This window comes from Amycolatopsis sp. NPDC031561 (assembly GCF_055580625.1).
In genome coordinates, this window is record NZ_JBVILA010000002.1 from 601,823 (window position 1) to 623,506 (window position 21,684).

Sequence of the window (21,684 nt, forward strand, 5' to 3'; positions counted from 1 at the left end):
CAGGGGAGTGACACCGGGAGTGACAGGTCTTTCCCCACACTCTCTCTATGTCACAGGTGTCACCGAACTACGGCTGAAACATGACTCGGTCGGGGTATGAGTGCGGTCAGCGGGTGCGTCGCGACGAACGGGTGACCTACGTGGAGTAGTGACGCACTACTTCACGTAGTCATGTTGCAGCCGTTCTATCTGTTACTCGCTACGTCAACTAGCCCGAGTTCTACAGGCAGGTCGCGGCGATATTGCCCTTGTGACCCCTAATGTGCCCCTACGGAACGCCATTTTGACGTATCCGCGCTGGTCGGAGGGCATTTCCGGGGCGGACTGTAAATCAGACGGCTACGCCTTCGGGGGTTCGAATCCCTCACTCGCCACACCAGCAAGATCGGCCCCCTGACCTGGGAAACCAGGACCAGGGGGCCGATCTTGTATGTGCAGTCGTGTGCAGCGCTGCGCGGCTGATAGCGGGTGGCCACGCCAAATACGCGCCAAAGTTTCGGGGCCTACTCGCCGCCAAGGGCCCTGGTCACGCGGTCTCGGGCGGCCTGCTCCCCGCCGTCGAGGCACTTGGCGTAGACCCTCAGAAGCACGGAGAGGCTGTGCCCGGCCCACTTGGCCACTCGGGTGGGCTCCACACCGCCGTTGAGCCACGTCGACACAGCAGCGTGGCGAAGGTCGTAGGGACGCCTTCCTAGCGGCCCAGCGGCAACCTCAGCGGTGAAGACTCGTTCGCGTGCCGTCGCCCACACCCGGCCGTAGACCGAGCTGCCGACCCGGCCGCCGTCGCGGGCACCGCGAAACAGCCTTCCGTCGGGCGCGGTCCCGAACTGGCGTAGGTGCTCGTGAAGTAGCGCGGTGAGCTGAGGCGGGCACGGCACCGTCCGCTCCTCCTCTTCGGCCCGGTGCTTGAGCGGTCCCTCTTCGGATGCCTCGCCGGAGTCCGTCCATTCCTGCCCGATCTCCGGGCGTGCCCTTCTGAGGAGAAGATCTCCCCACCCTTCCTTGGGTAGCGACAGGTCGGCCTTGTTCAGGCTCGCTACCTCCTCCGGCCGGAGAGCGGCGTAGTACATCAGCCCGTAGAACGCGACCAGGGGCGGCCCCTGCTTCCCGACTGTGCCGACCGCTTCAAGGAGCATCCGCCCCTGAATCGGGTTCACGACGGATTTCGGATCTACCTCGTGGACAACGAACTTTCGTTTCTTCATCTTCACGTCCTCAACCGGATTCGCTGTCAGGAGCTTCTGTTCGGGCGACATTGCGTACTCGATTGCGTTCCCGAGGGCGACGCGGCGAAGTCGCACGGTGTTGGTCGCTGCCTTTTTCCCGTCCAGCTTCAAATCCAGGGCACGTAGAACAGTTCGCAGCGTGTCCGCATTCGCCAACTCGCCAACGTTGCGGCTCGCCTTGGCGGCGAACGAGAGAGCCTGTCGGACCTCGTCGGTTTGGGGCGCGTTCCGCGTGTTCAGGTTGAAGGCTGTCTTGAGGGCCTTTCGCAGGGTCTTGGGGTCGCACGGCGGTTTCCCCTTGAGCATGGGAACCGTGATGGTCATCAAGGACTCTGCGAGCGACGCGCGGTACTTGGGTGACGACTCTGGCCACTTCATATCCGCGTACTCGCAAGCGAACACGAACCAAGACTTGACCTCGGTTGCGCGAAGCATCGAGACCGGTAGCCCGCTCTCAGTGTCGAACGCTTCTCCCTCACGGGCGGCGGTGAGGAGCTTGGATCGGAAACTGTCGGCGAGAGCAAGCGTGTCGAAGCTTTCGCCGAACTTTTCACCGGCAACTACCCAACGGGCTCGGTGCGTCGTCTTCCGCTTGCCCTCGTACTTGTAGAGCGTCCAGATTCGGACGTCATGTGTGGTCGCCATCAGGCAGCAGCCTCCTCGCACATGTCCAGAAAGCGTTCGTACTCGGAACGGCGGATACGGAGATCACCGTTCGGCAGTTTCAGGCAGCTAGGTCCGCGCCCGGTGGCGCGCCATTGCTGGAACGTCCGGCGCGAGATCTTCATCTCGGCGCAAAACTCGGCGACTGTGAGCCAGTTCGTGGTGGCCATGGTGGCGGGTTCTCCTCGCGCGGTGGTGGCTGTAGGTGGCGTGCGCGATGGGCATGGCGGTCTCCTCGGAGCGGGCTTGGCGGGTGGCTGGTTTCGTCGTTCAGGCGTCGCCGTTGACGGCGCGGAGCGGGGGAGCCGTACCAGCCGTACCAGCCTCGTTTTCGCTGGCCAGGGGTGGTACGGCTTTTTTGGTGGTACGGCTTGAGCCGTACCAGGAATCGAGCCGTACCGGGTCTGAGCTGGTGTTATGAGGCTGGTACGGCTGGGACGGCTCCCCCGTCTGCGGGTCGTTGTTCTGGGGGCAGTAGCGAGTCCAGGCGTCGGCGAAGTCGGCCTTGCGGTAGCCCTTGGCCTGACCACTTCCGGGGAAACGGATGGTGTCGGAGCGGATGCCGTACTCGCGGAGCAGGCTGCCAATCTTCATGGAGGTGAGCCCGGTTGGTCCGTACTCGCCCCAGGGAGATTCCGGCATGCCCCGCAGGCGGGAGAGCAGTTCGGCGGTGGGCAGGGCCAGTTCGTCACCGAACGCGGTGCGGCAGTCGGTGAGCAGGCGCATCCTGTCCGACATTTCGCCGGTGTCGTTCGCTTGCTGGGTCATGGCGATGGAGGCCGCTCGGGCGCGCTCGGGCCAGTCGGCACCGGCGTGGTCGGCGACGGCGATCAGCGGTTCCCAGGTGTCGGCGGCCCGATCCTCGACAGGCATGGCAGGTTCGGCACGTTCGAGCGTGGCGAGGTCGGCGCGAAGCCACTCGGTGAGCTGGGTGGCCAGTTCGCGCAACGGGTCACGGTCGCGGCGCGAGCGGTAGGCGGCGGCCTTTTCCCCGGCGGCGCGGCGTCGCATGTGGACGACGACGGCGCGGTCCTCGATGGTGTCGGGCATGGCACCGATCCCGGCAAGCGCGGCCATCGCGAAGGTCGGGATGGTGATCACGGTCGAACTGGCGGCGTCGTAACGCAGAGCCGGGCGGCCTCGCTGGTGTCCAGCGTTGAGCAGGCCGCGCAGGTCTTCGTTCCCGTCGGCCTTGGGGCCAAAGATGGTGTCGGCCTCGTCGACGAGCAGCACAGGCGGGTCCGGGGTGATGGAGCGGTAGACGGCGGCAGGACTGGCGTTGACGGTGATCAACGGGTTGTGGCTGGTCGCCTCGACAACGTCAAGCAGGCGGGACTTTCCGCAGCGACGTTCCGGCGCCCGGATGACCAGCCGGGGCGCGTGTGCCCATGCCGGTTGGGCATGTGTGGCGGCGATCCACAGCACCACGGCGTCGGTGGCGTGCTCGGAGGGCATAACGACGTAGCGGGTAAGAGCGGCGTGCAGCGTGGACAGCAGCTCCGCGCCGGTGTTGTTCGTGGTGGTCATCAGGCGGCCTTTCCTCGGTGTGCGTTGAGGTCCGAGACGGTGGCGTCGGTGGTGTCGAGGGCGTCCCGGTAGCGGGTCCACAGCTCCTCGGGGGCGGTGTTGTCGGTGAGGTCTCGCACGATCTCGGCGGGGCTGGATTCCGCGGCTTGGATGAGGCGCTGCGCGTGCACAGTGAGAGCGCGTCGCCACGCGTTCTCGAGGACGACGGTTTTGAGCCATCCGGCGAGGGCGGGTGTGACGTCGCTGTAGGTCTCGCGCAGCCACCCGCCGAGTCGGTGCTGACGGTGTTCGCCGGTGGCGCGGCCGGTGTGGACGGCGTGGACGAACAGCGCGACCGGTGCGGGCGGGTGGCCGTCGGCGACGAGTTCGATGGTCAGTTGAAGCACGAACGTCGCCATGGGGTCGGCCAGGTCATCGGCGCGCATCCCGGTCAGCAGGCGGCGTGCCTGGTCTGCCGACATCCACATGAGACAGCCGAGGAAATGGCGTTCGGGATCGGTGAGCGGGTGTGCCGTGTCCATCGAAATACCTTCCAAGGGCAGCCATTGGCGGTTACGTTGTGTGCATGTTTTGGGCAGTGCTCAACCAGGGCTAGGGCCGGTGTGGTTGGCGGCTAGCCGGGGGGTTTCGCGGGTTTCCGCTGGTCGGCGCGGGGGTGGTCTAGGTCTCTAGAGTCCTGGTCAGAAAGCCAGAGGGTTCTAGAGTGGGGGTCTAGGTCTAGGGGTGCTCCGGTCTAGGACGCGGCGCGCCCCTAGCCCTAGATTTCTGTCACGCTCGGTTACTCTTGGCCTTGGTGAGGGCTTCGCGGGTGTAGCCGTTGCGGTTGCTGCCCTTGCCGGTTTCGGGGTCGGTGGCCCACACCTGTCCGGGCTTCACCCCGTCCGGCTTGAGCGCGGTGGCCAGGGCGGCCGGGTTCCACTTCCCGTATGACGAGGGCCGGAGTTCGGCGAGCCGGGACACGATCACATCGGACCAGAGCTTTTCCTCACCCTTGGCGAAGACGCCCAGGACATCGGCGAGGGTGTCGAGGCGGGCGGCCTCCAGGTCCACCTCTTCACCGGCGGCGTAGCCGGTGATGTTGCCGATGGCCTCCCGGCGGGCGCGTGCTCCGGCGATGATTTTCTTGGTGTCGGCGGCGTCTTTGTAGACCGACTTCACGATCTTCGCGTCGTCGCCTTCACCGGCGAGGTAGCCGATGCCGAGGTCGGTACGGGCGAACATGGTTGCGCGGACACCGTTTTTGTACTGCGAGGTACCGAGGACCATGTCGTTTTCCGTCTGTCCCTGGACTTTCAGGCAGTACCGCAGGATGGCGTTCGCTGAAATGCCGGTGGGCAGGGACTTCGCGTCCGGGCGCTGGGTGGCGAGGATGGTGATGATGCCCAGCGCGGGGCCTCGCTTGACCAGGTCGGTGCAGATGGATTCCAGCTCATCGCCGTAGGTGTCGTGCTCGAACCACACCTGGCACTCGTCCACCGCGACCACGAGCGGAGCGAGCCGCAAGTCCTTGCGGGCGGCCAGTTCCGGGGTGACCTTGTTGTCCGGGCACACCGACTCGGGCAGGCTCCGGATCACCTTGATCCGACGGCGCATCTCCTCCCGCAGTTCCCGCATCTCCGCCACCATGCGCTCAATGTCCTCGGGTTCGTCGCCGACACCGTAGGCGTGTGCGCACGGCGAGATGGACGCGAAGTCGCCGGTTCCCTTGAGGTCGTAGGCGTAGATCACGGCGCGCGGGTCGAGAGCGGCCATGATCAGCAGTTCTCGCAGGGAGACCGTCTTACCCATGCGCGGCACCGCGCCGATAATCATGCTCGCGAACATCAAGGTGAGTTCGACCCAACGGCCGCGCTGGTCGGTGCCGAACGGCTGAGGCTTGAACAGGTCCACCGTCGCGCCCGGCTTGGCCAGCGGCCACGCCTTCTGCGTGGACTTGGACATGTCCCGGTCCCCGACCCATAGCACGAGCCGTCCTTCGTGGACCTTCGCGTCACCCTCGGGCCACACACACCCGATCTGACGGCGCAGCGCGGAGGACAGCTCTTGGCGCTTGGCGATGATGTCGCCCGCCGTGACACCCAGGGGAAGGTTGATATCGGCGCGCCACCCGTCGCCGTCGCGGGCGATGGGGTTGGGGAACTCGATGCGTTTGCCCTTGGAGATGGCCTGGTTCAGCGCGCCGATACCGAGCGAGGACAGCGCGTCTTCGATCATCGCCGACGTCATCTTCGGGGTCTTGGACAGGTCCACCGCGCGCCCGGCGACCGGCTTGTCCTTCGGCGCGCCCAGCCACCCCACGAGCGTCAAGGCGACGGTGAGACAGGTCCAGTTCCAGAACGGGGTGACGTAGGTGATCGCGAGGTACACGATCGCGATGAGGATCAGGATGCCGACCATCACCGGCGCGGCCCGGCGGCGAACGGTCTCGTTCCGCACTGCGAGCAGCTTGAGGTAGGCGTCCTGGTCGTTGCGGTCGCGGGCGTTCATGCGCACCGGCTTGGACTCCGCGTCGTACACCCAGCGGTGTACACGAACGGTGCCCCGGCACAGCGCGCCCGGAGCTTTCACGATGGCGCTCGGGACGTACACGGGGACCCGCAGCGCGTGGAACGCGGTCTGGTGCGCGGCGAGCTGGACCAGGAACTTCGCGCGGGACTTGAACTCCTCGGCCGAGAGCAGCCAGGACGCGACCAGCGGCCGGGCCTTGGCGTCGGCGACGGTCTCCCACCAGGACTTTTTGGCCTCGGGCGGGTCCACCTTCGCGACGGCCGTGGCGGGCTCGGTCTCGTCCACGATCTCCGCGTCGACGGGCTCGGTGTCGCTAGTGGCGGCGTACACGGGGCCGGTCTCGCGCGGGGCCGGGATCTCCTCGGCGGTGCGGGCGGTACCCGGCTTGAACTCCACCACGTTGCCGTTCACGACACGGCCGTCCGGGCGTTCGTCGGTCTCCGGGGTGGTGTTCTCGGGCAGGGGGTTCGGCGTGTTCACAGCGGGGTCCTTCGCGGGCTCGGGGGCGGGGGTGTGGTCGGCGGTGGTGGACATCAGGCGGCCTCCTCCGAGTCGGTGCGGGCGGTGGTCGGGGCGGGCACCGGCAGGACGGTGGGCGCGGTGCGGGTTTCGGCGATCAGGTCGTCGGCGACGTTCTTGGAGGTGCCGCGAGAGACCTCGGGGCAGACCTCACGCACCCATGCCGGGGTGATCTCGATGCCGGGAGCCCAGGCAGCGCGGGCCTCGGCGAGGTAGTCACCGCGCAGCTTGCGGCCCTGCTTGGCGGGGGCCTTGGCCTTGCGGGTGGTGCGGCGCGGAGCCGGGGCCGGGGAAAGTGCCGGCGTGGGCACCAGCTCCTCCGCGTCCGAGGTCTCGGCGGGGGTGACCTCGGCGGCCGGGGCCGTCTCCCGCGTATCCGCCTCGCCAGTGAAGGCGTGCCCAGCGGCGGCCATGACGGCCTCGGTGAGCTTGTCCCGCAGGACGGGCGCGGTCTCGGCGGCGAGGAACACCAGCACCGGCGGCACGGAGTGCAGCGCGACCCCCGCGACGTCGAGATGGGTCCAAGACTTCCAGGTGTTCATGACGTAGGTGGCCAGGAACGCGAACCACTTCGTCCGGTGCGCCCACTTGCCGGTCTGGACCTGGTAGCGGGCGGTGATCTGTTCCGCTCGCAGGACGGCGACCAGGACGAGCGACACCATCGGGTCCAGCAGCCACGCGGACAGCCACCCCAGCGACCACGCGGCAGAGCCGGACGCGGCGAAGGCTTGGACGTTGACCATGGTGAAGGCGAGACCGAGGAAGATCCCGACCCACAACAGGACGTCGATCTGGGTGCGGACCTTCTCCACCCGCAGCGCGATCACGTCGGGGTGGTTGGACAGACGGCGAACCTGCGCGGCCGACTCGGCGTCCTGCCGGAGCTTGTCCGCCTCGGTGAGCGGCACGTGCTGCGCGTCCTGCGGAGCGGTGGCGACGTCGGTGCTCATCGGTTACCTCCCCGCGTGGTGGTGACGACCTCGGTGATGGCCATGAGCCGCACGATGGTGGCGGCGGCGAACAACGCGGGGACGATGAGCGCGATCCAGGTGGCGGTGGTGTTGCCGATCTTCACGACCACGATCCACTGCACGAACGCGATGACGGCGGTGGCCAGGATGAGCCGGATCGTGTTGCCGGTCATGCGGGTTACCTCCCGCACGCCCTTCTGCGCCTTGGTGGCGGACTTCCGCCCGGCACGCCACACGGCGAACACACCGACCAGTGCGAGCCCGCCCAGGATCATCAGGGTTTGTGTGGACATTCAGGCCACCACCTTCGGGAACTCGGCACGGGCGGGCCGTGCGGAACGGATCGGGATCACCGGCGCGAGCCAGGCGGGGGAGAAGCCGCGGGGAGCCTCGGCGAGCTCGTGCGGCGCGAGGACGGGGGTTCCGGCCAGGTAGTCGTGGAGGTAGGAGTCGGGTTCGAGTCCGGCCCGGTACTTGCACGGTTCACAGGTGCGGTCGGCCTTGGGCAGCTCGGCCCATCCGGTCTCGCCGCACTGGCGGCAGGTGCGGCGGGCGGCCATCGCCTTGTCCAGCGCTGCCTGCCGGGCCGGGGTCATCGGCCGGACCGGCTTCGCGCCGTCGATCAGGAACAGGTCGGCGAAGACCTTCTTCCCGGCACGGGCGCACCGGAAGTACAGAACGGCCACCGGGTCCTGACCGCCCGGACGCAGCCCCATCGCCCGCAACTGACGGCGCGTGGCGAGCTTGTCCGTCGGTGCGATGCCCCAGGACAGCAGCGGCAGACCGTCACACGTGCCACGGGTGAACTCCTGCAAGTCCGACCACGGAACCGCCCGCAGCGTCCACGGGAACTGGCGCGCCATCAGACCTCACCCGCTTCGATCGCGGGACCACGGGAGTTGAACCACGCCACAGCGGCGGAGAGCTGCGCGAACCGCCCCAGCGCTTCCTGATAGGCCACGTCGGCGAGCACGTCGCCGGTCTCGTAGCTGTCCACGCGCATTTCCGCGCACTGGCCGATCAGACCGACCCACTCGTTCACGACGTCGAGCCCGGCGTTGAGCTGGCGCACCGCACGCTCACGCGTTCGGGCGGCGTAGGCGCGGGTCTCCTCCTCTACCATCGAATTTCCCTCCGAGTCGCTAGTCGGCTGGTTGGGGACACCCGGCGCGGTCGGCGCGTTCTTGGCGGAGTGGGCCGCCGCGTCGGGGCTGACGATCAGAAGGCGTGTCATCGGTTCACCACCGGGCGAGTCAGGTGGGTGTGGACGACGGCCACCCCGTTGCCCGCGATGAAAAGCGCGGTCGCGACGGCTTCGGCGAGAACCACCGAGCGGTGACGGCCGCCCTGACACCCGATGGCGACCCGGACCAACACGCCACGAGCGTCGGCACTGGGACGAAGCGCGAGAGCCGACGCGGTCAGACCGGCGATCAACTCGCGGGCGCCCGGCTGGACCATGACGTTCTTCCGCACCTTGGCGTCACGCCCAGTCAGCATCCGCAGCTCAGGCGACACGTGCGGGTCCTTCAGGCTGTGCCGCACATCCAGCACGAGGTCCGCCCGGGGCGGGGTGTCGGTGTGCAGGTAGCCGAAAGACTCGACCACGAAGCGGATGGACTCGCCCGGCAGATCCAACTGGTAACGAACGGCGTCGGTAGTCATCACGCGGCCTCGCCTTCAGCCGACGTGGCGGCGGTGTCCAGAAGCGACGGCAGCGCACGCAGCACCGTCCGGCCGCTCCGACGCTCTGAGCGAGTCGCCCGGCGAACGTCGGTGAACGAGTGCGTCACCCGCACATCCGCCGCGACCGTCGCAGCAGCCAGCTCGGCATCGACCGACGCGATCAGCGTGTCAATCGCCGCCTCGGTCAGACCGTCCGGGTAATAGTCATCTTTGGTGTCCTGAACAGCAGAAACATCGAACTCCGGCACGTCAAACGATGCTTCGGCCGAACGGGGGGAGATGTGTGCCGACCTCATCAGGTCTCCTCTACTTGATTAATCCCGGGATGCATTCCCCATCCCGGGATGGCGTAACTGAGACATTGCCTGAGGCATCCCAGCCTTGTCAACACCATCCCGGGATAGAGTTTCAGAGCCCGGGATGGTGTGCGAGGATGGAGGCATGGAACGAATGGACGCGAAGGCCGTAGCTGAGCAGCTCCGAGCGGACATCCACGATGGCAAGTTCGTGCCGGGGGAGACCTTGCCGAACACTGATCAGCTCCGCGAACGCTTCGGCGTGGGGAAGAACGTCGTCTCAGCCGCTGTGCAGACCCTGAAGGGGGAGGGGCTTCTAGCACCCGGCGGTCGAGGGCAACCCGTCCGTGTTCGCGCGGTTCCGCAGAAGCTGACGCGCTCGAACAGCAACTACCAGGTGGAGAAAGACCTAGTCAGAGAGCCTGAGGGCGTTCGTCGGCGCCATGGCTCGGCGGAGCGGGACGCTAAAGTTGAGATCGCTACCGTCAATGACGACAAAGTCACTTATGAGGTCGTGCCTCCGCCGGGCGAGGTAGCCAAGATCTTGGGGCTTGTGCCGAGTGACTACGTCCTACGCAGGACATACCTGCGGCAGTACCGGGAAGGCGAGGGCTACAGCAGGATGGTTTCGTACCTGCCGTATTCGCTCGTCAAGGATCATCCGCCCCTGTTGGACTCGTCCAACGAGCCGTGGCCCGGTGGCACGCTTCACCAGCTCTACACCGCAGGTGTGGAGGTGGTGAAGATTGAGGATCGCGTTTCCGCGCGCATGCCCACCGAGGAAGAGGTGGCCCTCTATGACATCCCGTTCAACGTGCCCGTCATTCCCATTTTGAAGATTAGCTATGACACGTCAGGGCGTGCGGTGGATGTGGCTGAACTCCTGACTCCAGCGGACCGGATCTCCCTGTCCTACGTCACCGAACTGCGAAAGTGGGACGAGTAAGCAATGGCAACGCCACGCTTGATCTCCGTAGTGACGGCCGTCTTTGAGGGCGGGCACCACTACCTCAAGGAGGCTTATGAGTCTCTGCGGACTCAGGACATGCCGAAAGGCTGGTCCTGGGAGTGGTGTGTTCAGGAAGACGGCAGTAGCGGTGTGCCGAAACAAGAGCTTCCCGACGACGATCCTCGCGTCCGCTACGGCACTGGTTTGGCCGGCCGCGCGGCCGTCACCCGCAACATGGCGCTATCTCAGGCTCAGGGGATCGTGATTCGCAACCTCGACGCGGACGACGTGCTGTTGCCGGGTGCATTGGCGCGGGATATCGACGCGTTGCACCGCGTCGCGTGGTGCGTGTCGGCAGGCCTTGATCTGCACGAGGACGGGACTACGACGCCAGGACCGTACGACCCTCCGAATGGCCCTGTTGAGCCGGGTCGCCTCTACCGAGAGCAGGCGGAGGGCAGGCTTTCCGTCCTTGCGGCGAATGTCGCGATGCACACCGACCTCATCTGGGCCTTAGGTGGTTGGATGGCGCTCACGGGGGCCGAGACAATCGCCACGCTGTTGGCAGCCGAGGCAACGACGCCGGGCGAGTTCATTGCCGAACCGAGCATGCTCTACCGGAAGCATTCCGCGCAGACGACGGCGTCTGAGGCGTACTGGAACCCTCAAGAAGACGAGGCGCGGAAGCGGCTCATTCAGATGCGTGTGGACGCCATTCATGCCAATGGGACGCGATATCAGCCGGGTTCGATCGACGGCGCGGATTCAGTAGTCGACGCGTCAGTGCCCTTGGAAGGACGTCAGGCTCAGGGTCTTTCTCGCATGACACGGCGCCATGAGTAGTCACCTGGCCCTCGTAGTGTCGCGGTTGCGCCTCCGGCTACCGATAGGTTGACGCATAGCCGCTCGATCGTCCAGAAACATCGTTCATGTCGACATAGGCTGCATGTAGGCGCCGTGCCATTACGAGAACCAGTAAAAATGCATAGGAGCTCAGCGATAGTGCTATTGCGGAAGGGATCTGGTGCATTTTTTGATCTAGTGTTGGCATATTCATGCCGACTGCCAGAACAGCCGCGTCGCAAGCACATACGACAACGGCTGCCATTAGGTGAGCGGCTGTCTCGTCAAGAGATTCACGGACGCGTGCCGGAACCCGCCCTTCGTCCCATTCTGTGATTTTTAGACGCAGTGTGGACAGGTGCGTGAAGGCGCCAACTAGGGCGCCCGACATGAGTGCGAGTCCGGTAAATATGCCTGCCGGTGCCGCGAGTTGGAAATTGAACAAATATGCTACGGGGCCTGATAGGGCGGCGAGTGTGAAGATTGTTCTACTGGCCCAATCTGGCCTTTTGCTCTGACGCTGATAGAGTGAAGCCCAGTGACCCTTGAATATTGGAACTACGCTGAAACGCATCATTTAGCAGTCCCTTGCTATTTTAGCTTATCCCACTGGTCGGGCATGTCAATATCGAGCGATGCGAACATTCGCTTCGCTGAAGCTAAAGCGTGTCCGTAGAACCGCGCGTCATCTGGTTCTGTGTCGCGTCCTAGGTAGTAAGTGAATAGGTCTAGTTTGGCGCTGGGGCGGAAGCTTCGCGAGATGCTATCCGCGTCCTCGGCCACCACGCGACCATCTTCGAAATCTAGCTCGGCGACCTCGGGTCCTAAGATGGCTGCGAGTTGTCGAGCTTCCTCCTGTGGGTCGGCAAGCTTAACTTTTCCATCCTCGTCTGGAGGGCTATTTCGCTTAGCTACCCACTGCTCAACGCGAAGCTTTACTTCTGAGCGAAGCCTGGCTGTTGTCAACGGTGCGTAAAGCCGCATTTTCTTCGAACTTGCCGGGGTTGCGTCCTCTGACGGTTGACGCTTTTCAAGCTCCATGTATACATTTCGGCTGTTTGTCAGGGCATCTAGGAAAGATTCTTGGTCGATCAGCGATTGAACCTTTACTCGCCAAGGTACCGTTGATTTCGACCTCAGCCATCGAATCACTTCTGCTAGAGGCTTGGAGCGGCTAATAACTTCGATTGCGACAATGCCCACCTTGCCGGAAGGTGGGACGATGAACACGCCGCGATAAGTACGACTCGGGGCATGGTTCTTTAGGTCGATGTCGTCTTCGCCAGCGGCTGAAACCGCCAGCTCGTGTGTGCCGGTTCGCCCGTAAGTTACCTTGAAGCGAACTGTCCACCCCTTGAGGTCGACAGATTCGACACGTGTTACCCGCTTGTTCTTGTCTTCGTCTGGTTCGTCTTGGGTGGCCGCCTCGACATCATCGGAGTCTTCCGGGTTCTGTCGAGGAAGTTCGCTGAGTGCTCCGTCTGCCACGAGCGCCTTAAGGTCGCGCTCAGCCACGTCGAGGAAGTGCTCACCCTTCAGGTCGTCAAGGGCTTCGACCTTCCGCTTGAACCCTTCATATACCCCGAACTGGTACAGCAGGTATCCGTAGGTCGGCATGCGTTCCCCCTCTTCGGTCACCGTTCGCCGCGGGTTGTGACGCGTCGTTGCTCTACGGTATGTCGCGGGTTGGCCTCCTCTCGTAACAGATCCGGCACGGCCGAACAAGTCTAGCAGTTCTCGAACAAGCGTTCGAGTGTGTTGCTGCGTCAAGCGGTGCCGAATGCAGGTTGCGCCAAATACGCCCCAAAGTGACGCGACCTGTGTGCATACCTGCAGGTCAGGGTGCCGTAAGGACTTCTCTGTAAATCAGACGGCTACGCCTTCGGGGGTTCGAATCCCTCACTCGCCACACCAGAGCGGCCCCGTGACCACGTCACGGGGCCGCTCTTGTTCGTACGCTGGGGACATGCGACTGCCCGAACCGCCTCGGCTCATGCAGCCGACGACGGCGGTGCGCCGGTCGTGGCTGGACGGTGAGCTGGCGGATCGCGTGGCCGACGGGGGTTCGACGGAGCTGCTGGAGCGCGCCACCGCGGACTTCGAGCGGTTCGTCGCCGAACGGCAGGGAGTGCGACAGCTTTGGAGCGTTCCCACCACCGTTCTCTGGTACGTCTCCGGCCCGCATTACCTGGGGGAGCTCGTCATCCGTCACGAGCTGACCCCGGCGCTGGCCGAAACCGGGGGTCACCTCGGGTACGGCATCGCGACTCCGTGGCGGGGGCAGGGACACGGCACCCGGATGCTCGGCGCGGGGCTCGCCGAATGCCGCCGACTCGGCCTGAACCGGGTTCTGCTCACCTGTGACACCGGCAACACGGCTTCCCGGCGGGTCATCTTGGCCAACGGCGGGGAGCCGGACGGCCGCGTCGACGGGGAGGATCGGTTCTGGATAGCGATCTCGCCGGTGCCATAGGCGCTACCGGCCGCGACCCCGCTTCTGCGGCCAGGCCGGATGCGTATTCGGTTCGGCCAGGTCTTCGAGGTAGGTGTGCTCGCTGAAGTCGTCGTCCGCCGCAGGCGCTCGTCGCGCGCGACGGGGCGGGGCGGCCGGAGCGGGCGCTGACTCCAGTTCCGCGGCGACCTCGGCCAGCAGCGGCCATAGCTTCTCCTGGGCCCTCGGCGCGAACAGCGCCTGCGCGAGCGGGTGCTCGCACTTCCCGGAGGCGACCTCTTCCCAGCTGAACTTGCCTTCCCGGACGCAGTCGGCCGCCCGAGCCAGGCGCGGCGGGACGTCGGGCCGGGCCGCCGCACGGCCGAACACCTCGGCCGTGAACTTCGACGCGTCGACCATGACCGCCACCTCCGTCGTTTCCCGCCGCTACGCCGGAATACGACCCTACCGAGCCCGGTAGCGCAGCAGCACGATCCCTGAGGTGAACGTCCGCTCCTCCACCAGGCGAAGCTTCGGGACTCCGGTGGCGCCCTCGAACAGCCGACGGCCTTCCCCGACCACGACGGGATAGACGAACAGCCGGTACTCGTCGACGAGGCCCTCGGCGATGAGCGCCCGCACCAGCGAGATGCTCCCGGTGGTCACGATGTCCTTGCCCTCGGCCCCCTTCAGCCTCTCGATCTCCGTGCGCAGGTCGCCGGAGAGGACGGTCGTGTTCTCCCACGACGGCTCCGTCAGCGTGCTGGAGACCACGTACTTGCTCACCGCGTCGAGGTACGCGGAGATCCCTGTCTTGTCTTCTGTCTGCTTCGGCCAGTAGCCGCGCATGTCTTCGAAGGTGACGCGCCCGACGAGGAACGCGTCCGCTTGTTCACGTTGTTCGCGGAGGGCGGCCATGACGTCCGAGAGGTCGGTGTCGCCCGGGCTGAACCAGTCGCCCGCCAGTTCGATCACGCCGTCGATCGTGCTGTTCTCCGTGACGATCAGCTCCCGCATGAGCCCGACCGTACCGCCGCCCACCGACAAAAATGGACCCATGACCGAGCCGCCGCCCTGGCCCGACACCCCGCCGGCCCACGGATCCGTCGTCCTGCGCGAGTTCGCCGACGCTGACGTCCACCTCGCCCTCGAACTCGGCGAAGATCCGTACGTGCCGCTCATCGGCAGCCTGCCCGCCCACCCGACCAGGCAGGAAGCCGAAGACTGGGTGCGACGGCAGCAGAGCCGTCACGCCGAGGGGCGGGGCTTTCCCTTTGTGATCACCGCCGACGGAGTGGCTGTCGGCACGATCGGGCTGTGGCTGCGGAAACTGGCCGAAGGCATCGGGATCGTGGGCTATTCGGTCTCGCCCCGGCACCGGCGCCACGGCTTCGCGACGGACGCCCTCAAGGCGATCACCGCCTTCGCCCGGACCGTCCCGGGCGTCGAGCGGATCGAGTTGTTCATCGAGCCATGGAACCGCGGTTCGGTCCGCGCGGTCGAGAAGGCGGGCTACCGGCGCGAAGCACTGTTGCCCGCCCATCAGGAGATCGGCGGGACCGCGCGGGACATGCTCCTCTACGCGTCGCCGTGAACCGCGCGCCTCGATTCGTACCAGGCCTCGCCAACGGGTTCGCCCGCCAGGTTCCAGCTCCACGACACCGTCGGCGTGACGCGTGCGTAGATCCCCGGGCCCACCATTCCCACGCGGTCGACAGGATCGGCGGCCTCGCCGTAGATCCGGATGCCGCGCGCGATGAACGGGTCGAGTGAGACGAGGTCGTCGACGACCAAGGCGACTTTGCGTTGTCCCGCTTGGATGTTGCGGAACTTCCGGGTCGCGAGGACCGACTCGCCCCCGCCTCCGACCCAGAAGTGCGTGCCGTCGAACTCGAACGCCAGCGGGACGACGTCGGGCTGTTCGCCGTCTTCCGACAGGGTCGCGAAGCGGGCCAAGGGTTGTGAACGCAGGTACGCGATCTCTTCGTCTGTGAAGGCCATGGAGCCATGATGCTCGCTCAAGCCGCCGATATCCGAGCGTCGTTGAGGATCAGCATGTCGGTGACGAAGCAGACCGGGGTGCCGTCGGCCGCCCGGCCGATCCAGGTCGGATAGCTCCCGTCACCCCAGCCGGTGGTGAACGCGATGATGTTCCCGTCGGCTCCGGCGGGGGTCACTTCGCAGTAGGGATCCACCTCGGTGAACTTCTCCAGGAGTTCGTCGTCCATCTCTTCGGGAAGTGCCGTGGCATCGGCGAAACAGCCTGTGCCGCTGTCCACGCCGTAGCCGTAGAACTCCCCGTCCCCGAGGAAGAGCGCGTCCTGCCCCGGCCAGAGCGCGGCCTCCCAGGTGACCACCGGAACGTCGGCGACGACGAGTTTCGCGGCGGCGGCCCGTTCGTGGGCGGGTTCGTCGAGGAACCGGATCATGGCGAGCTCGACCCGGTACTCCCCGGGCGGCACGGTGACCGTGAAATGCCCGGCTTCCGCATCCAGGAAGGCCGGATCCGAGGCGACCAGCCTGCCGCTGGGCATCCGGAGTTTCCCCGCGTCCCGAAGTTCGATTTCGACGAGACTTCGGCTGCCGCTCAACGAAAAGCGTGTGCCCGCGGTGAACATCCCGTCCAGGTCGGAAGGACGCAGGGGAACGGAAGGGCGCCAGGGGCGGTCTTCGGCAGGCATCGGCGGATCGGTCGTGGGAGAGGCCGGGGCCTGGAGGATCAGCGGCCCCGAATTCGCGAGCGGCTCCCAGTCGCCGAAGGCGGGCTTCGGCATGGTCAGCTCGGACACCGCCTTCCGTACGTGGCCACTGCTGGAACCGCCGCCGTAGCCGTGGGGAGCCCGGTGCACCCACCCCTCGCCGTCGGGCCCGAAGGACAGCTCCGTCCGGCCCGCGGTCTTCTTGTCGAATTCCTCCTGGTCATCGGATTTGTAGTGCCACTGCTCGACTTTCATCAGGAACAGGGCGCCGTCTCCGAGCAGGCGGTACTCGAACGAAGCGCGGCGCCTGCCCTGCTCGTCGATGTGCAGGCAGCGGGCGAAGCGGTGCTGCCAGGCGATTTCGAGCAGCACCGGCGGAGTCTCGGTGCCAGGACGCACCAGTGCGACGGCGTACTGCTCGCCGGCGGCGTCCCGTTCCCGGGCGGTGCCGGGGGTGAGCCTTCCGACCAGTGCGCGGGCGGCCGGATCCCAGCCCTCGCAGTGGATGACGTCGAACGAAGTCCCCTCAGACATGGGGCCGAACCTAGCGGGTCCCCCCGACAAGACCCCTAGGATGCCCCTCAGACCGAAGGGGGACAACGTGTTCGCGATCCAACCGTGGCACCTGCTCATCCTGCTGCTGGCGATCGTCTTCGCCGGGGCCGTCATCGTCGCCGTGGTGATGGCGGGCCGGAAACGGTGAGCTACTCGCGGATCGCGTAGTCACCGAAGGACGGTTCCAGCAGGTCAAAGGCTCGCTGGGTCGCCTTCGTCAGTGCCGTGGCGATCTCGTCGTTGCTTTCGCCGGCACGGGACCGCCGGAGGACGTCGCGGAACAGGACGCGGTCGATCGCGTTGAGTTCGGCGGCGGCCATGATCGGGGTGACGTCGTCCGCGTCGGCTCCGGTCTCGGTCGCGAGCAGGTCGGCGAGCGCCTCTTCCCGGAGTTCGTGCAGCTCGCGCAGCCGTGCGGTCAGGGTCGGGCTCTCCAGCACCATTTTCGCGAAGACGGGCCCGGTGAAACCGATCACGGGCGAATGCGCCGCCACCGCGTCCAGGAAGGTGCGCCTTAGCGCGGCCAGCGCCGACTCACCCGTCTTCCTGGTACGGACGGCGTTCGCCAGCCCGTTCGTGAACTCCTCGTGCTGGTCCAGCGCGAGGTCTTCCTTGCGCGCGAAGTAGTTGGTGACGGTCTTCTTCGCGACCCTCGCCGCTGCGGCGATCTCGGCGATCGTCGTCTCCTCAAAGCCCTTCTCGATGAAGAGCTGCGTCGCCTGATCGGAGATCAGCTGCCGCGTCTCCTGCTTCTTGAGCTCTCGCAAACCCACATCCGCGCTGGTCATGAGCGAAGTTTACCACCGTCGTAAAAATATCCTTGACTTATGGTAGGTCGGATGTAAACTTACGTCCGTACTACCGACTGAGAGAGAAGAGGCTCCTTGACCGCTCGAATCCCCCAAGGCAACGAAGGCATCGACCGCGCCCAGGTCCGCCGGGGCGACCGCCGCCATCAGCAGCCGTTCCCCGGCCGCTTGACGCCGGTGCGCCGCTCGATCGGTGTCCCGCGCCGCCGGTCGTACTGACCGATCAGCTCATCCGAAAACGCACTGCCGACCGAAGGGGATAGCCCATGAACGTTCTTGCTTCCACCGTCTCGCTGACCGTCGACGACGTCGCCGCTTCCAGCCGCTTCTTCACCGAGCACTTCGGCTTCACGGAGCAGATGGCCGCGGAGGGTTTCGTGTCCCTCGGGCATGAAACCGCGAAGCTGGCCATCGTCCTGCTCCAGGCAGGGATCGAGGTGCTGCCGGAGAACCTGCGGCAGCAGCGCGCGTCCGGGGTGATCGTGGCCTTCACGGTCGAGAATCTCGAAGCCGAGGAGAAGCGCCTCCGCGAAGAGGGTGTCGAGATCACGTTGCCGCTGAGGGAAGAGCCGTGGGGAGAGCGTCTCTTCATGGTCACCGATCCGAACGGCGTGCCCGTGGAACTCGTGGAATGGGTGCAGCAGTAAGGAAAAACGACGTCGGGGCTCGGTCCACAGTGGACCGAGCCCCGTGTGGGAACTACTTCATCGTGGCGAGCTGGATCAGGTTGCCGCAGGTGTCGTCGAAGACGGCGGTGACCACCGGGCCCAGGTCGACGGCGTCCTGGGTGAACTCGACGCCCAGCCCCTTGAGCCGCTCGACCTCGGCGAACACGTCGTCGACGGCGAACTGGGTGAACGGGATCCCGTCGCCCACTAGAGCGTTCTTGAACGGCTTCGCCGCGGGGTGGCCGTCCGGTTCCAGCAGGAGCTCGACGCCGTCGGGATTCGCGGGGGAGACCACGGTGAGCCAGCGGGCGTCGCCGGTGGGCACGTCGTGCTTCTTGATGAACCCCAGCTTCTCGGTGTAGAAGGCGAGCGCCTTGGCCTGGTCGTCGACGAAGACGCTGGTGATGTTGATGCGGATCACGGGTTCGGTTCCTCTCGGTCGATGGGCCACCGCTCGGCGATCGAGCGCAGCGGGCTCGTGTCGAGGTGGTGGAACTTGTAGCGGCCCTGCCGCCGGGTGTGCACCAGACCGGCCTGTTCGAGCATCGCGAGATGCTGCGAGATGGCCTGCCTCGACGAGGAGAGACCGTGTTTCATGGTCAGCCGTCCGCAGAGCTCGAACAGCGTCTGGCCGTCTTTTTCGGTCAGCTCGTCCAGGATGGTTCGCCGCGTCGAGTCGCCGATCGCCTTGAACAGGTCGTCGTCCACGTCCCCGTTATAGGCAAGTCGTCACTTGCCTGTCAAACCGGGGGTCAGGAACCCAGGTAGCGCAGGATGGCCAGGACACGGCGGCTGTAGCCCGCGGTGTTGGCCAAGCCGAGCTTGTCGAAGAGGGCGTTCACGTGTTTCTCGACGGCGCTCTGCGACACGAACAGCGACTCGGCTATCCCGGCGTTCGTGTGGCCCTGCGCCATTTTCTCCAGCACTTCGCGCTCGCGGGGGGTCAGCTTCGCGAGCGGATCGGTGTGCGTGGTCCTCGCCAGCAGCCGCCGGACCACCTCCGGATCGAACGCCGCCCCGCCCGCGGCGACCCGGTCGAGCGCGTCCAGGAATTCGCCCACCTGGGCGACCCTGTCCTTCAGGAGGTAGCCGACGCGTTCACCGTCACCGGTGATCAGCTCGGCGGCGTAGCGCTTCTCGACGTACTGCGAGAGCACCAGCACCCCGATCTCGGGCCAGCGTTTCCGGATCTCGAGCGCCGCGCGGAGGCCCTCGTCGGTATGCGTCGGCGGCATGCGGACGTCGGTGACGATCACGTCCGGCTGATAGGCGGCGGTCGTCGAGAGGAGCGCTTCGCCGTCGCCGACCGACGCCACGACGTCGTGCCCCTCTTCGATCAGCAGCCGGATCAGCCCCTCGCGCAGCAGGGTCGAGTCCTCGGCGAGGATCACTCGCACGGCAGCACCGCCGTCACCACGGTCGGACCGCCGGGCGGGCTGGTCACGGTGAACTCCCCGTCCGCCGCCGCCACCCGCCGCGCGAGGCCGGAAAGACCGTCGCCGGACTCCCGCGCCCCGCCGACGCCGTCATCGGTGATCCGCACCCGCACCCTGTCCCCGTCCCGCCCTGCCTCGATGTCGATCCGCGTCGCCGCGGCGTGCTTGATCGTATTGGTGACCGCCTCGGAAGCGACGAAGTAGACGACGGTCTCGATCGCCGCGGGTGGCCGTTCCGGCAGGTCGACGCGCAGGTGGACCGGTACGCCGGAGCGCTCCGCGAGCGCCTCCAGCGCGGGGTGCAGCCCGTCGGAGTCCAGCGCGATCGGATACACCCGCCACGAGACCTCGCGCAGGTCCTCGAGGGCGCGCTGGGACTCCTCGTGCGCCTGCCGCAGCAGCTCCGACGAGTGTTCCGGATCGCCGGCACGCCGCGCCCGGCCGAGCAGCATCCCGAGCGCGACGAGCCGCTGCTGGACGCCGTCGTGCAGGTCCCGTTCGATCCGGCGGCGCTCGCCGTTGACCGCTTCGACCACTTCGGCGCGGCTCGTCGCGAGTTCGGAAACCCGGCGGCGCAACTGTTCTTTCTTGCTGGGCCCGAAAAAACGTCTCGCCAGCTTGCGCTCCAGCGTCGCGATCCCGACGAGCCCTTGCAGGGCAAGGAAGAGAAGCAGAGCGCCGAAGAGGCCGACGGTGATGAAGTCGTACCAGCTCGAAGGCGCGCCGCCGCCGGGCGACTCGCCGCTGACCAGTTGGGCGACGATGATCACGCCGGAGACGACGCCCCAGAGGATCAGGGCGAAGATCCCGGCGGCGAGCAGGCCGACGACACAGCGCGGAACGAGATAGGTCATCGCGCGGCGGCCGGTGTAGTCCGTCGCGTTCTCGGCGCCGAGGTACTCCTCCAGCCGTCGTCGCTCCACTTCGGACAGAACGCGGGCGCCGGCGAAGACGGGCCGCCGCAGCGCGGGGACCGTGAGCGCGATGCCGCCGAAGAGGACGTAGAAGAACTCGGCGAACGCCGTCGCGGAGCCGATCGCCAGGCCCAGCGTGCCGCGGAGCATCTTGCGCAGGTAGCGGCGCGTCGCGGCCGGAACAGGCATAACGCCAGGTTAGCGGGGTATCCGGAACTCGGTACTGAGGTTTTCCGCAGTGATCTGTGCCGCTTCACCGCAGGGTGCGGAACCCGGGCAATTCGTACGTTCGTTGAAACCGAAGACGACCACGAAAGGCCGCCATGAACCTCCTCCTCGCCCAAGCCGCCAGTGAACCGATGGGCGGCCTCGCCGGCTGGGCGGTATCACTGATGGACTCACTGGGAGGTCCGGGAGCCGCGATCATCGTCGGGCTGGACAACCTGTTCCCGCCGATCCCCAGCGAACTGGTGCTGCCGCTCGCCGGGTTCTCCGCCAGCCAGGGGACGTTCACCCTGGTGGAAGCGCTGGTGTGGACGACCTTCGGGTCGGTCGCCGGCGCGATCATCGTGTACTACCTCGGCCAGTTGCTCGGCCGCGACCGCACGCGCCGCTGGATGGCGAAGATCCCGCTGGTCAAGGCCGCAGACTTCGACAAGACGGAGGCATGGTTCCAGAAACACGGCACCAAGGCGGTGTTCTTCGGCCGGATGGTGCCGATCTTCCGCAGCCTCATCTCCCTGCCCGCCGGGATCGAGCGCATGCCGTTCTGGCGCTTCTTGGCCCTGACGACGCTGGGCAGCCTGATCTGGAACACGGTGTTCGTCCTGGCGGGCTACGCCCTGGGGGAGAGCTGGCACCTGGTCGAGGAGTACGCCGGGTTCTTCCAGTACTTCGTGATCGCGGCCGTCGCGGTCGCGGTGATCCTCTTCGTCGTCAGCCGCGTCCGCGAAAAGAACCGCACCAACGCCTGACGAAACGCGC

At 66.2% G+C, this 21,684-nt stretch carries 28 protein-coding genes; 7 read left to right on the plus strand and 21 right to left on the minus strand.

The window, feature by feature from the left end:
• Positions 1–503: 503 nt before the first annotated feature.
• The 11 genes from ACZ5IK_RS08495 to ACZ5IK_RS08545 form a co-directional block, all read right to left on the minus strand.
• The gene (locus tag ACZ5IK_RS08495) at positions 504–1,871 is read right to left on the minus strand and encodes a tyrosine-type recombinase/integrase (RefSeq protein WP_465487166.1); all 1,368 of its coding nucleotides are present in this window, start codon (positions 1,869–1,871) and stop codon (positions 504–506) included.
• Complete coding sequence (locus ACZ5IK_RS08500) at positions 1,871–2,059, minus strand: helix-turn-helix transcriptional regulator (RefSeq protein WP_240595884.1); 189 nt, start codon at positions 2,057–2,059, stop codon at positions 1,871–1,873. Before ACZ5IK_RS08500 ends, ACZ5IK_RS08495 begins: the two co-directional genes overlap by 1 nt.
• A 100-nt stretch (positions 2,060–2,159) precedes the next feature.
• Positions 2,160–3,416, minus strand: a complete 1,257-nt coding sequence (locus tag ACZ5IK_RS08505) for a DUF3631 domain-containing protein (RefSeq protein ID WP_465487167.1) — start codon at positions 3,414–3,416, stop codon at positions 2,160–2,162.
• Positions 3,416–3,937, minus strand: a complete 522-nt coding sequence (locus tag ACZ5IK_RS08510; protein WP_465487168.1) for a hypothetical protein — start codon at positions 3,935–3,937, stop codon at positions 3,416–3,418. Before ACZ5IK_RS08510 ends, ACZ5IK_RS08505 begins: the two co-directional genes overlap by 1 nt.
• A gap of 247 nt (positions 3,938–4,184) precedes the next feature.
• A complete protein-coding gene (locus tag ACZ5IK_RS08515) occupies positions 4,185–6,458 on the minus strand; it encodes a cell division protein FtsK (RefSeq protein ID WP_465487169.1) in 2,274 nt (757 codons plus the stop codon).
• Positions 6,458–7,393, minus strand: a complete 936-nt coding sequence (locus ACZ5IK_RS08520; RefSeq protein ID WP_465487170.1) for a hypothetical protein — start codon at positions 7,391–7,393, stop codon at positions 6,458–6,460. Before ACZ5IK_RS08520 ends, ACZ5IK_RS08515 begins: the two co-directional genes overlap by 1 nt.
• The gene (locus ACZ5IK_RS08525; protein WP_465487171.1) at positions 7,390–7,707 is read right to left on the minus strand and encodes a hypothetical protein; all 318 of its coding nucleotides are present in this window, start codon (positions 7,705–7,707) and stop codon (positions 7,390–7,392) included. The genes ACZ5IK_RS08520 and ACZ5IK_RS08525 overlap by 4 nt, the downstream gene beginning before the upstream one ends.
• Positions 7,708–8,277, minus strand: coding sequence for an RRQRL motif-containing zinc-binding protein (locus ACZ5IK_RS08530; RefSeq protein ID WP_465487172.1), 570 nt, complete (start codon positions 8,275–8,277; stop codon positions 7,708–7,710).
• A complete protein-coding gene (locus ACZ5IK_RS08535; RefSeq protein WP_465487173.1) occupies positions 8,277–8,648 on the minus strand; it encodes a hypothetical protein in 372 nt (123 codons plus the stop codon). Before ACZ5IK_RS08535 ends, ACZ5IK_RS08530 begins: the two co-directional genes overlap by 1 nt.
• Entirely contained in the window at positions 8,645–9,079 is a 435-nt protein-coding gene (locus tag ACZ5IK_RS08540) for a RapZ C-terminal domain-containing protein (protein WP_465487174.1), read from the minus strand. The genes ACZ5IK_RS08535 and ACZ5IK_RS08540 overlap by 4 nt, the downstream gene beginning before the upstream one ends.
• Entirely contained in the window at positions 9,079–9,396 is a 318-nt protein-coding gene (locus ACZ5IK_RS08545; RefSeq protein ID WP_465487175.1) for a hypothetical protein, read from the minus strand. The genes ACZ5IK_RS08540 and ACZ5IK_RS08545 overlap by 1 nt, the downstream gene beginning before the upstream one ends.
• A gap of 145 nt (positions 9,397–9,541) precedes the next feature.
• Here ACZ5IK_RS08545 and ACZ5IK_RS08550 point away from each other — a divergent pair, with 145 nt between their 5' ends.
• Positions 9,542–10,342, plus strand: a complete 801-nt coding sequence (locus ACZ5IK_RS08550; protein ID WP_465487176.1) for a GntR family transcriptional regulator — start codon at positions 9,542–9,544, stop codon at positions 10,340–10,342.
• Positions 10,343–10,345: 3 nt separating this feature from the next.
• Positions 10,346–11,188 (plus strand): glycosyltransferase, encoded by an 843-nt coding sequence (locus ACZ5IK_RS08555; protein WP_465487177.1) that lies wholly within the window; start codon positions 10,346–10,348, stop codon positions 11,186–11,188.
• A 591-nt stretch (positions 11,189–11,779) separates the two neighbouring features.
• On the opposite strand, the gene ACZ5IK_RS08560 is transcribed toward ACZ5IK_RS08555, so the two are convergent.
• Complete coding sequence (locus tag ACZ5IK_RS08560; protein WP_465487178.1) at positions 11,780–12,805, minus strand: hypothetical protein; 1,026 nt, start codon at positions 12,803–12,805, stop codon at positions 11,780–11,782.
• A 349-nt stretch (positions 12,806–13,154) separates the two neighbouring features.
• On the opposite strand from ACZ5IK_RS08560, the gene ACZ5IK_RS08565 reads away from it, so the two are divergent.
• A complete protein-coding gene (locus ACZ5IK_RS08565; protein WP_465487179.1) occupies positions 13,155–13,661 on the plus strand; it encodes a GNAT family N-acetyltransferase in 507 nt (168 codons plus the stop codon).
• A 3-nt stretch (positions 13,662–13,664) separates the two neighbouring features.
• On the opposite strand, the gene ACZ5IK_RS08570 is transcribed toward ACZ5IK_RS08565, so the two are convergent.
• On the minus strand, positions 13,665–14,039 hold the full coding sequence (locus ACZ5IK_RS08570) for a hypothetical protein (RefSeq protein WP_465487180.1): 375 nt from the start codon (positions 14,037–14,039) through the stop codon (positions 13,665–13,667).
• Positions 14,040–14,084: 45 nt separating this feature from the next.
• The gene (locus tag ACZ5IK_RS08575) at positions 14,085–14,636 is read right to left on the minus strand and encodes a dihydrofolate reductase family protein (protein ID WP_465487181.1); all 552 of its coding nucleotides are present in this window, start codon (positions 14,634–14,636) and stop codon (positions 14,085–14,087) included.
• Positions 14,637–14,676: 40 nt separating this feature from the next.
• Here ACZ5IK_RS08575 and ACZ5IK_RS08580 point away from each other — a divergent pair, with 40 nt between their 5' ends.
• Complete coding sequence (locus tag ACZ5IK_RS08580; protein ID WP_465487182.1) at positions 14,677–15,213, plus strand: GNAT family N-acetyltransferase; 537 nt, start codon at positions 14,677–14,679, stop codon at positions 15,211–15,213.
• Here the strand turns inward: ACZ5IK_RS08580 and ACZ5IK_RS08585 are convergent.
• From ACZ5IK_RS08585 to ACZ5IK_RS08595, 3 genes are all read right to left on the minus strand, one after another.
• Complete coding sequence (locus ACZ5IK_RS08585; RefSeq protein WP_465487183.1) at positions 15,198–15,620, minus strand: PPOX class F420-dependent oxidoreductase; 423 nt, start codon at positions 15,618–15,620, stop codon at positions 15,198–15,200. The genes ACZ5IK_RS08580 and ACZ5IK_RS08585 overlap by 16 nt on opposite strands.
• 17 nt (positions 15,621–15,637) lie before the next feature.
• The gene (locus ACZ5IK_RS08590) at positions 15,638–16,852 is read right to left on the minus strand and encodes a DUF4241 domain-containing protein (protein ID WP_465487184.1); all 1,215 of its coding nucleotides are present in this window, start codon (positions 16,850–16,852) and stop codon (positions 15,638–15,640) included.
• 170 nt (positions 16,853–17,022) lie between these two features.
• On the minus strand, positions 17,023–17,661 hold the full coding sequence (locus tag ACZ5IK_RS08595) for a TetR/AcrR family transcriptional regulator (protein ID WP_465487185.1): 639 nt from the start codon (positions 17,659–17,661) through the stop codon (positions 17,023–17,025).
• A 96-nt stretch (positions 17,662–17,757) separates the two neighbouring features.
• Between ACZ5IK_RS08595 and ACZ5IK_RS08600 the strand changes: the two genes are divergently transcribed.
• Together ACZ5IK_RS08600 and ACZ5IK_RS08605 are read left to right on the plus strand one after the other, a co-directional pair.
• The gene (locus ACZ5IK_RS08600) at positions 17,758–17,901 is read left to right on the plus strand and encodes a hypothetical protein (RefSeq protein ID WP_465487186.1); all 144 of its coding nucleotides are present in this window, start codon (positions 17,758–17,760) and stop codon (positions 17,899–17,901) included.
• A 47-nt stretch (positions 17,902–17,948) separates the two neighbouring features.
• Positions 17,949–18,329 (plus strand): VOC family protein, encoded by a 381-nt coding sequence (locus ACZ5IK_RS08605; RefSeq protein WP_465487187.1) that lies wholly within the window; start codon positions 17,949–17,951, stop codon positions 18,327–18,329.
• 52 nt (positions 18,330–18,381) lie between these two features.
• Here the strand turns inward: ACZ5IK_RS08605 and ACZ5IK_RS08610 are convergent, their stop codons facing one another.
• From ACZ5IK_RS08610 to ACZ5IK_RS08625, 4 genes are read right to left on the minus strand one after another with little or no spacing between them, the layout of a single operon-like run.
• Positions 18,382–18,771, minus strand: coding sequence for a VOC family protein (locus tag ACZ5IK_RS08610; protein ID WP_101612118.1), 390 nt, complete (start codon positions 18,769–18,771; stop codon positions 18,382–18,384).
• Positions 18,768–19,058 (minus strand): ArsR/SmtB family transcription factor, encoded by a 291-nt coding sequence (locus ACZ5IK_RS08615; RefSeq protein WP_465487188.1) that lies wholly within the window; start codon positions 19,056–19,058, stop codon positions 18,768–18,770. The genes ACZ5IK_RS08610 and ACZ5IK_RS08615 overlap by 4 nt, the downstream gene beginning before the upstream one ends.
• A gap of 44 nt (positions 19,059–19,102) precedes the next feature.
• Entirely contained in the window at positions 19,103–19,747 is a 645-nt protein-coding gene (locus ACZ5IK_RS08620; protein WP_465487189.1) for a response regulator, read from the minus strand.
• Positions 19,738–20,889 (minus strand): sensor histidine kinase, encoded by a 1,152-nt coding sequence (locus tag ACZ5IK_RS08625; protein ID WP_465487190.1) that lies wholly within the window; start codon positions 20,887–20,889, stop codon positions 19,738–19,740. The genes ACZ5IK_RS08620 and ACZ5IK_RS08625 overlap by 10 nt, the downstream gene beginning before the upstream one ends.
• A 134-nt stretch (positions 20,890–21,023) precedes the next feature.
• On the opposite strand from ACZ5IK_RS08625, the gene ACZ5IK_RS08630 reads away from it, so the two are divergent.
• A complete protein-coding gene (locus ACZ5IK_RS08630; RefSeq protein ID WP_465487191.1) occupies positions 21,024–21,674 on the plus strand; it encodes a DedA family protein in 651 nt (216 codons plus the stop codon).
• Positions 21,675–21,684: the final 10 nt, after the last annotated feature.

Coding starts and splice junctions, on each gene's coding strand:
- ACZ5IK_RS08495 (WP_465487166.1), bottom strand. CDS start 1,871: ATGGCGACCACACATGACGTCCGAATCTGGACGCTCTACAAGTACGAG.
- ACZ5IK_RS08500 (WP_240595884.1), bottom strand. CDS start 2,059: ATGGCCACCACGAACTGGCTCACAGTCGCCGAGTTTTGCGCCGAGATG.
- ACZ5IK_RS08505 (WP_465487167.1), bottom strand. CDS start 3,416: ATGACCACCACGAACAACACCGGCGCGGAGCTGCTGTCCACGCTGCAC.
- ACZ5IK_RS08510 (WP_465487168.1), bottom strand. CDS start 3,937: ATGGACACGGCACACCCGCTCACCGATCCCGAACGCCATTTCCTCGGC.
- ACZ5IK_RS08515 (WP_465487169.1), bottom strand. CDS start 6,458: ATGTCCACCACCGCCGACCACACCCCCGCCCCCGAGCCCGCGAAGGAC.
- ACZ5IK_RS08520 (WP_465487170.1), bottom strand. CDS start 7,393: ATGAGCACCGACGTCGCCACCGCTCCGCAGGACGCGCAGCACGTGCCG.
- ACZ5IK_RS08525 (WP_465487171.1), bottom strand. CDS start 7,707: ATGTCCACACAAACCCTGATGATCCTGGGCGGGCTCGCACTGGTCGGT.
- ACZ5IK_RS08530 (WP_465487172.1), bottom strand. CDS start 8,277: ATGGCGCGCCAGTTCCCGTGGACGCTGCGGGCGGTTCCGTGGTCGGAC.
- ACZ5IK_RS08535 (WP_465487173.1), bottom strand. CDS start 8,648: ATGACACGCCTTCTGATCGTCAGCCCCGACGCGGCGGCCCACTCCGCC.
- ACZ5IK_RS08540 (WP_465487174.1), bottom strand. CDS start 9,079: ATGACTACCGACGCCGTTCGTTACCAGTTGGATCTGCCGGGCGAGTCC.
- ACZ5IK_RS08545 (WP_465487175.1), bottom strand. CDS start 9,396: ATGAGGTCGGCACACATCTCCCCCCGTTCGGCCGAAGCATCGTTTGAC.
- ACZ5IK_RS08550 (WP_465487176.1), top strand. CDS start 9,542: ATGGAACGAATGGACGCGAAGGCCGTAGCTGAGCAGCTCCGAGCGGAC.
- ACZ5IK_RS08555 (WP_465487177.1), top strand. CDS start 10,346: ATGGCAACGCCACGCTTGATCTCCGTAGTGACGGCCGTCTTTGAGGGC.
- ACZ5IK_RS08560 (WP_465487178.1), bottom strand. CDS start 12,805: ATGCCGACCTACGGATACCTGCTGTACCAGTTCGGGGTATATGAAGGG.
- ACZ5IK_RS08565 (WP_465487179.1), top strand. CDS start 13,155: ATGCGACTGCCCGAACCGCCTCGGCTCATGCAGCCGACGACGGCGGTG.
- ACZ5IK_RS08570 (WP_465487180.1), bottom strand. CDS start 14,039: ATGGTCGACGCGTCGAAGTTCACGGCCGAGGTGTTCGGCCGTGCGGCG.
- ACZ5IK_RS08575 (WP_465487181.1), bottom strand. CDS start 14,636: ATGCGGGAGCTGATCGTCACGGAGAACAGCACGATCGACGGCGTGATC.
- ACZ5IK_RS08580 (WP_465487182.1), top strand. CDS start 14,677: ATGACCGAGCCGCCGCCCTGGCCCGACACCCCGCCGGCCCACGGATCC.
- ACZ5IK_RS08585 (WP_465487183.1), bottom strand. CDS start 15,620: ATGGCCTTCACAGACGAAGAGATCGCGTACCTGCGTTCACAACCCTTG.
- ACZ5IK_RS08590 (WP_465487184.1), bottom strand. CDS start 16,852: ATGTCTGAGGGGACTTCGTTCGACGTCATCCACTGCGAGGGCTGGGAT.
- ACZ5IK_RS08595 (WP_465487185.1), bottom strand. CDS start 17,661: ATGACCAGCGCGGATGTGGGTTTGCGAGAGCTCAAGAAGCAGGAGACG.
- ACZ5IK_RS08605 (WP_465487187.1), top strand. CDS start 17,949: ATGAACGTTCTTGCTTCCACCGTCTCGCTGACCGTCGACGACGTCGCC.
- ACZ5IK_RS08625 (WP_465487190.1), bottom strand. CDS start 20,889: ATGCCTGTTCCGGCCGCGACGCGCCGCTACCTGCGCAAGATGCTCCGC.
- ACZ5IK_RS08630 (WP_465487191.1), top strand. CDS start 21,024: ATGAACCTCCTCCTCGCCCAAGCCGCCAGTGAACCGATGGGCGGCCTC.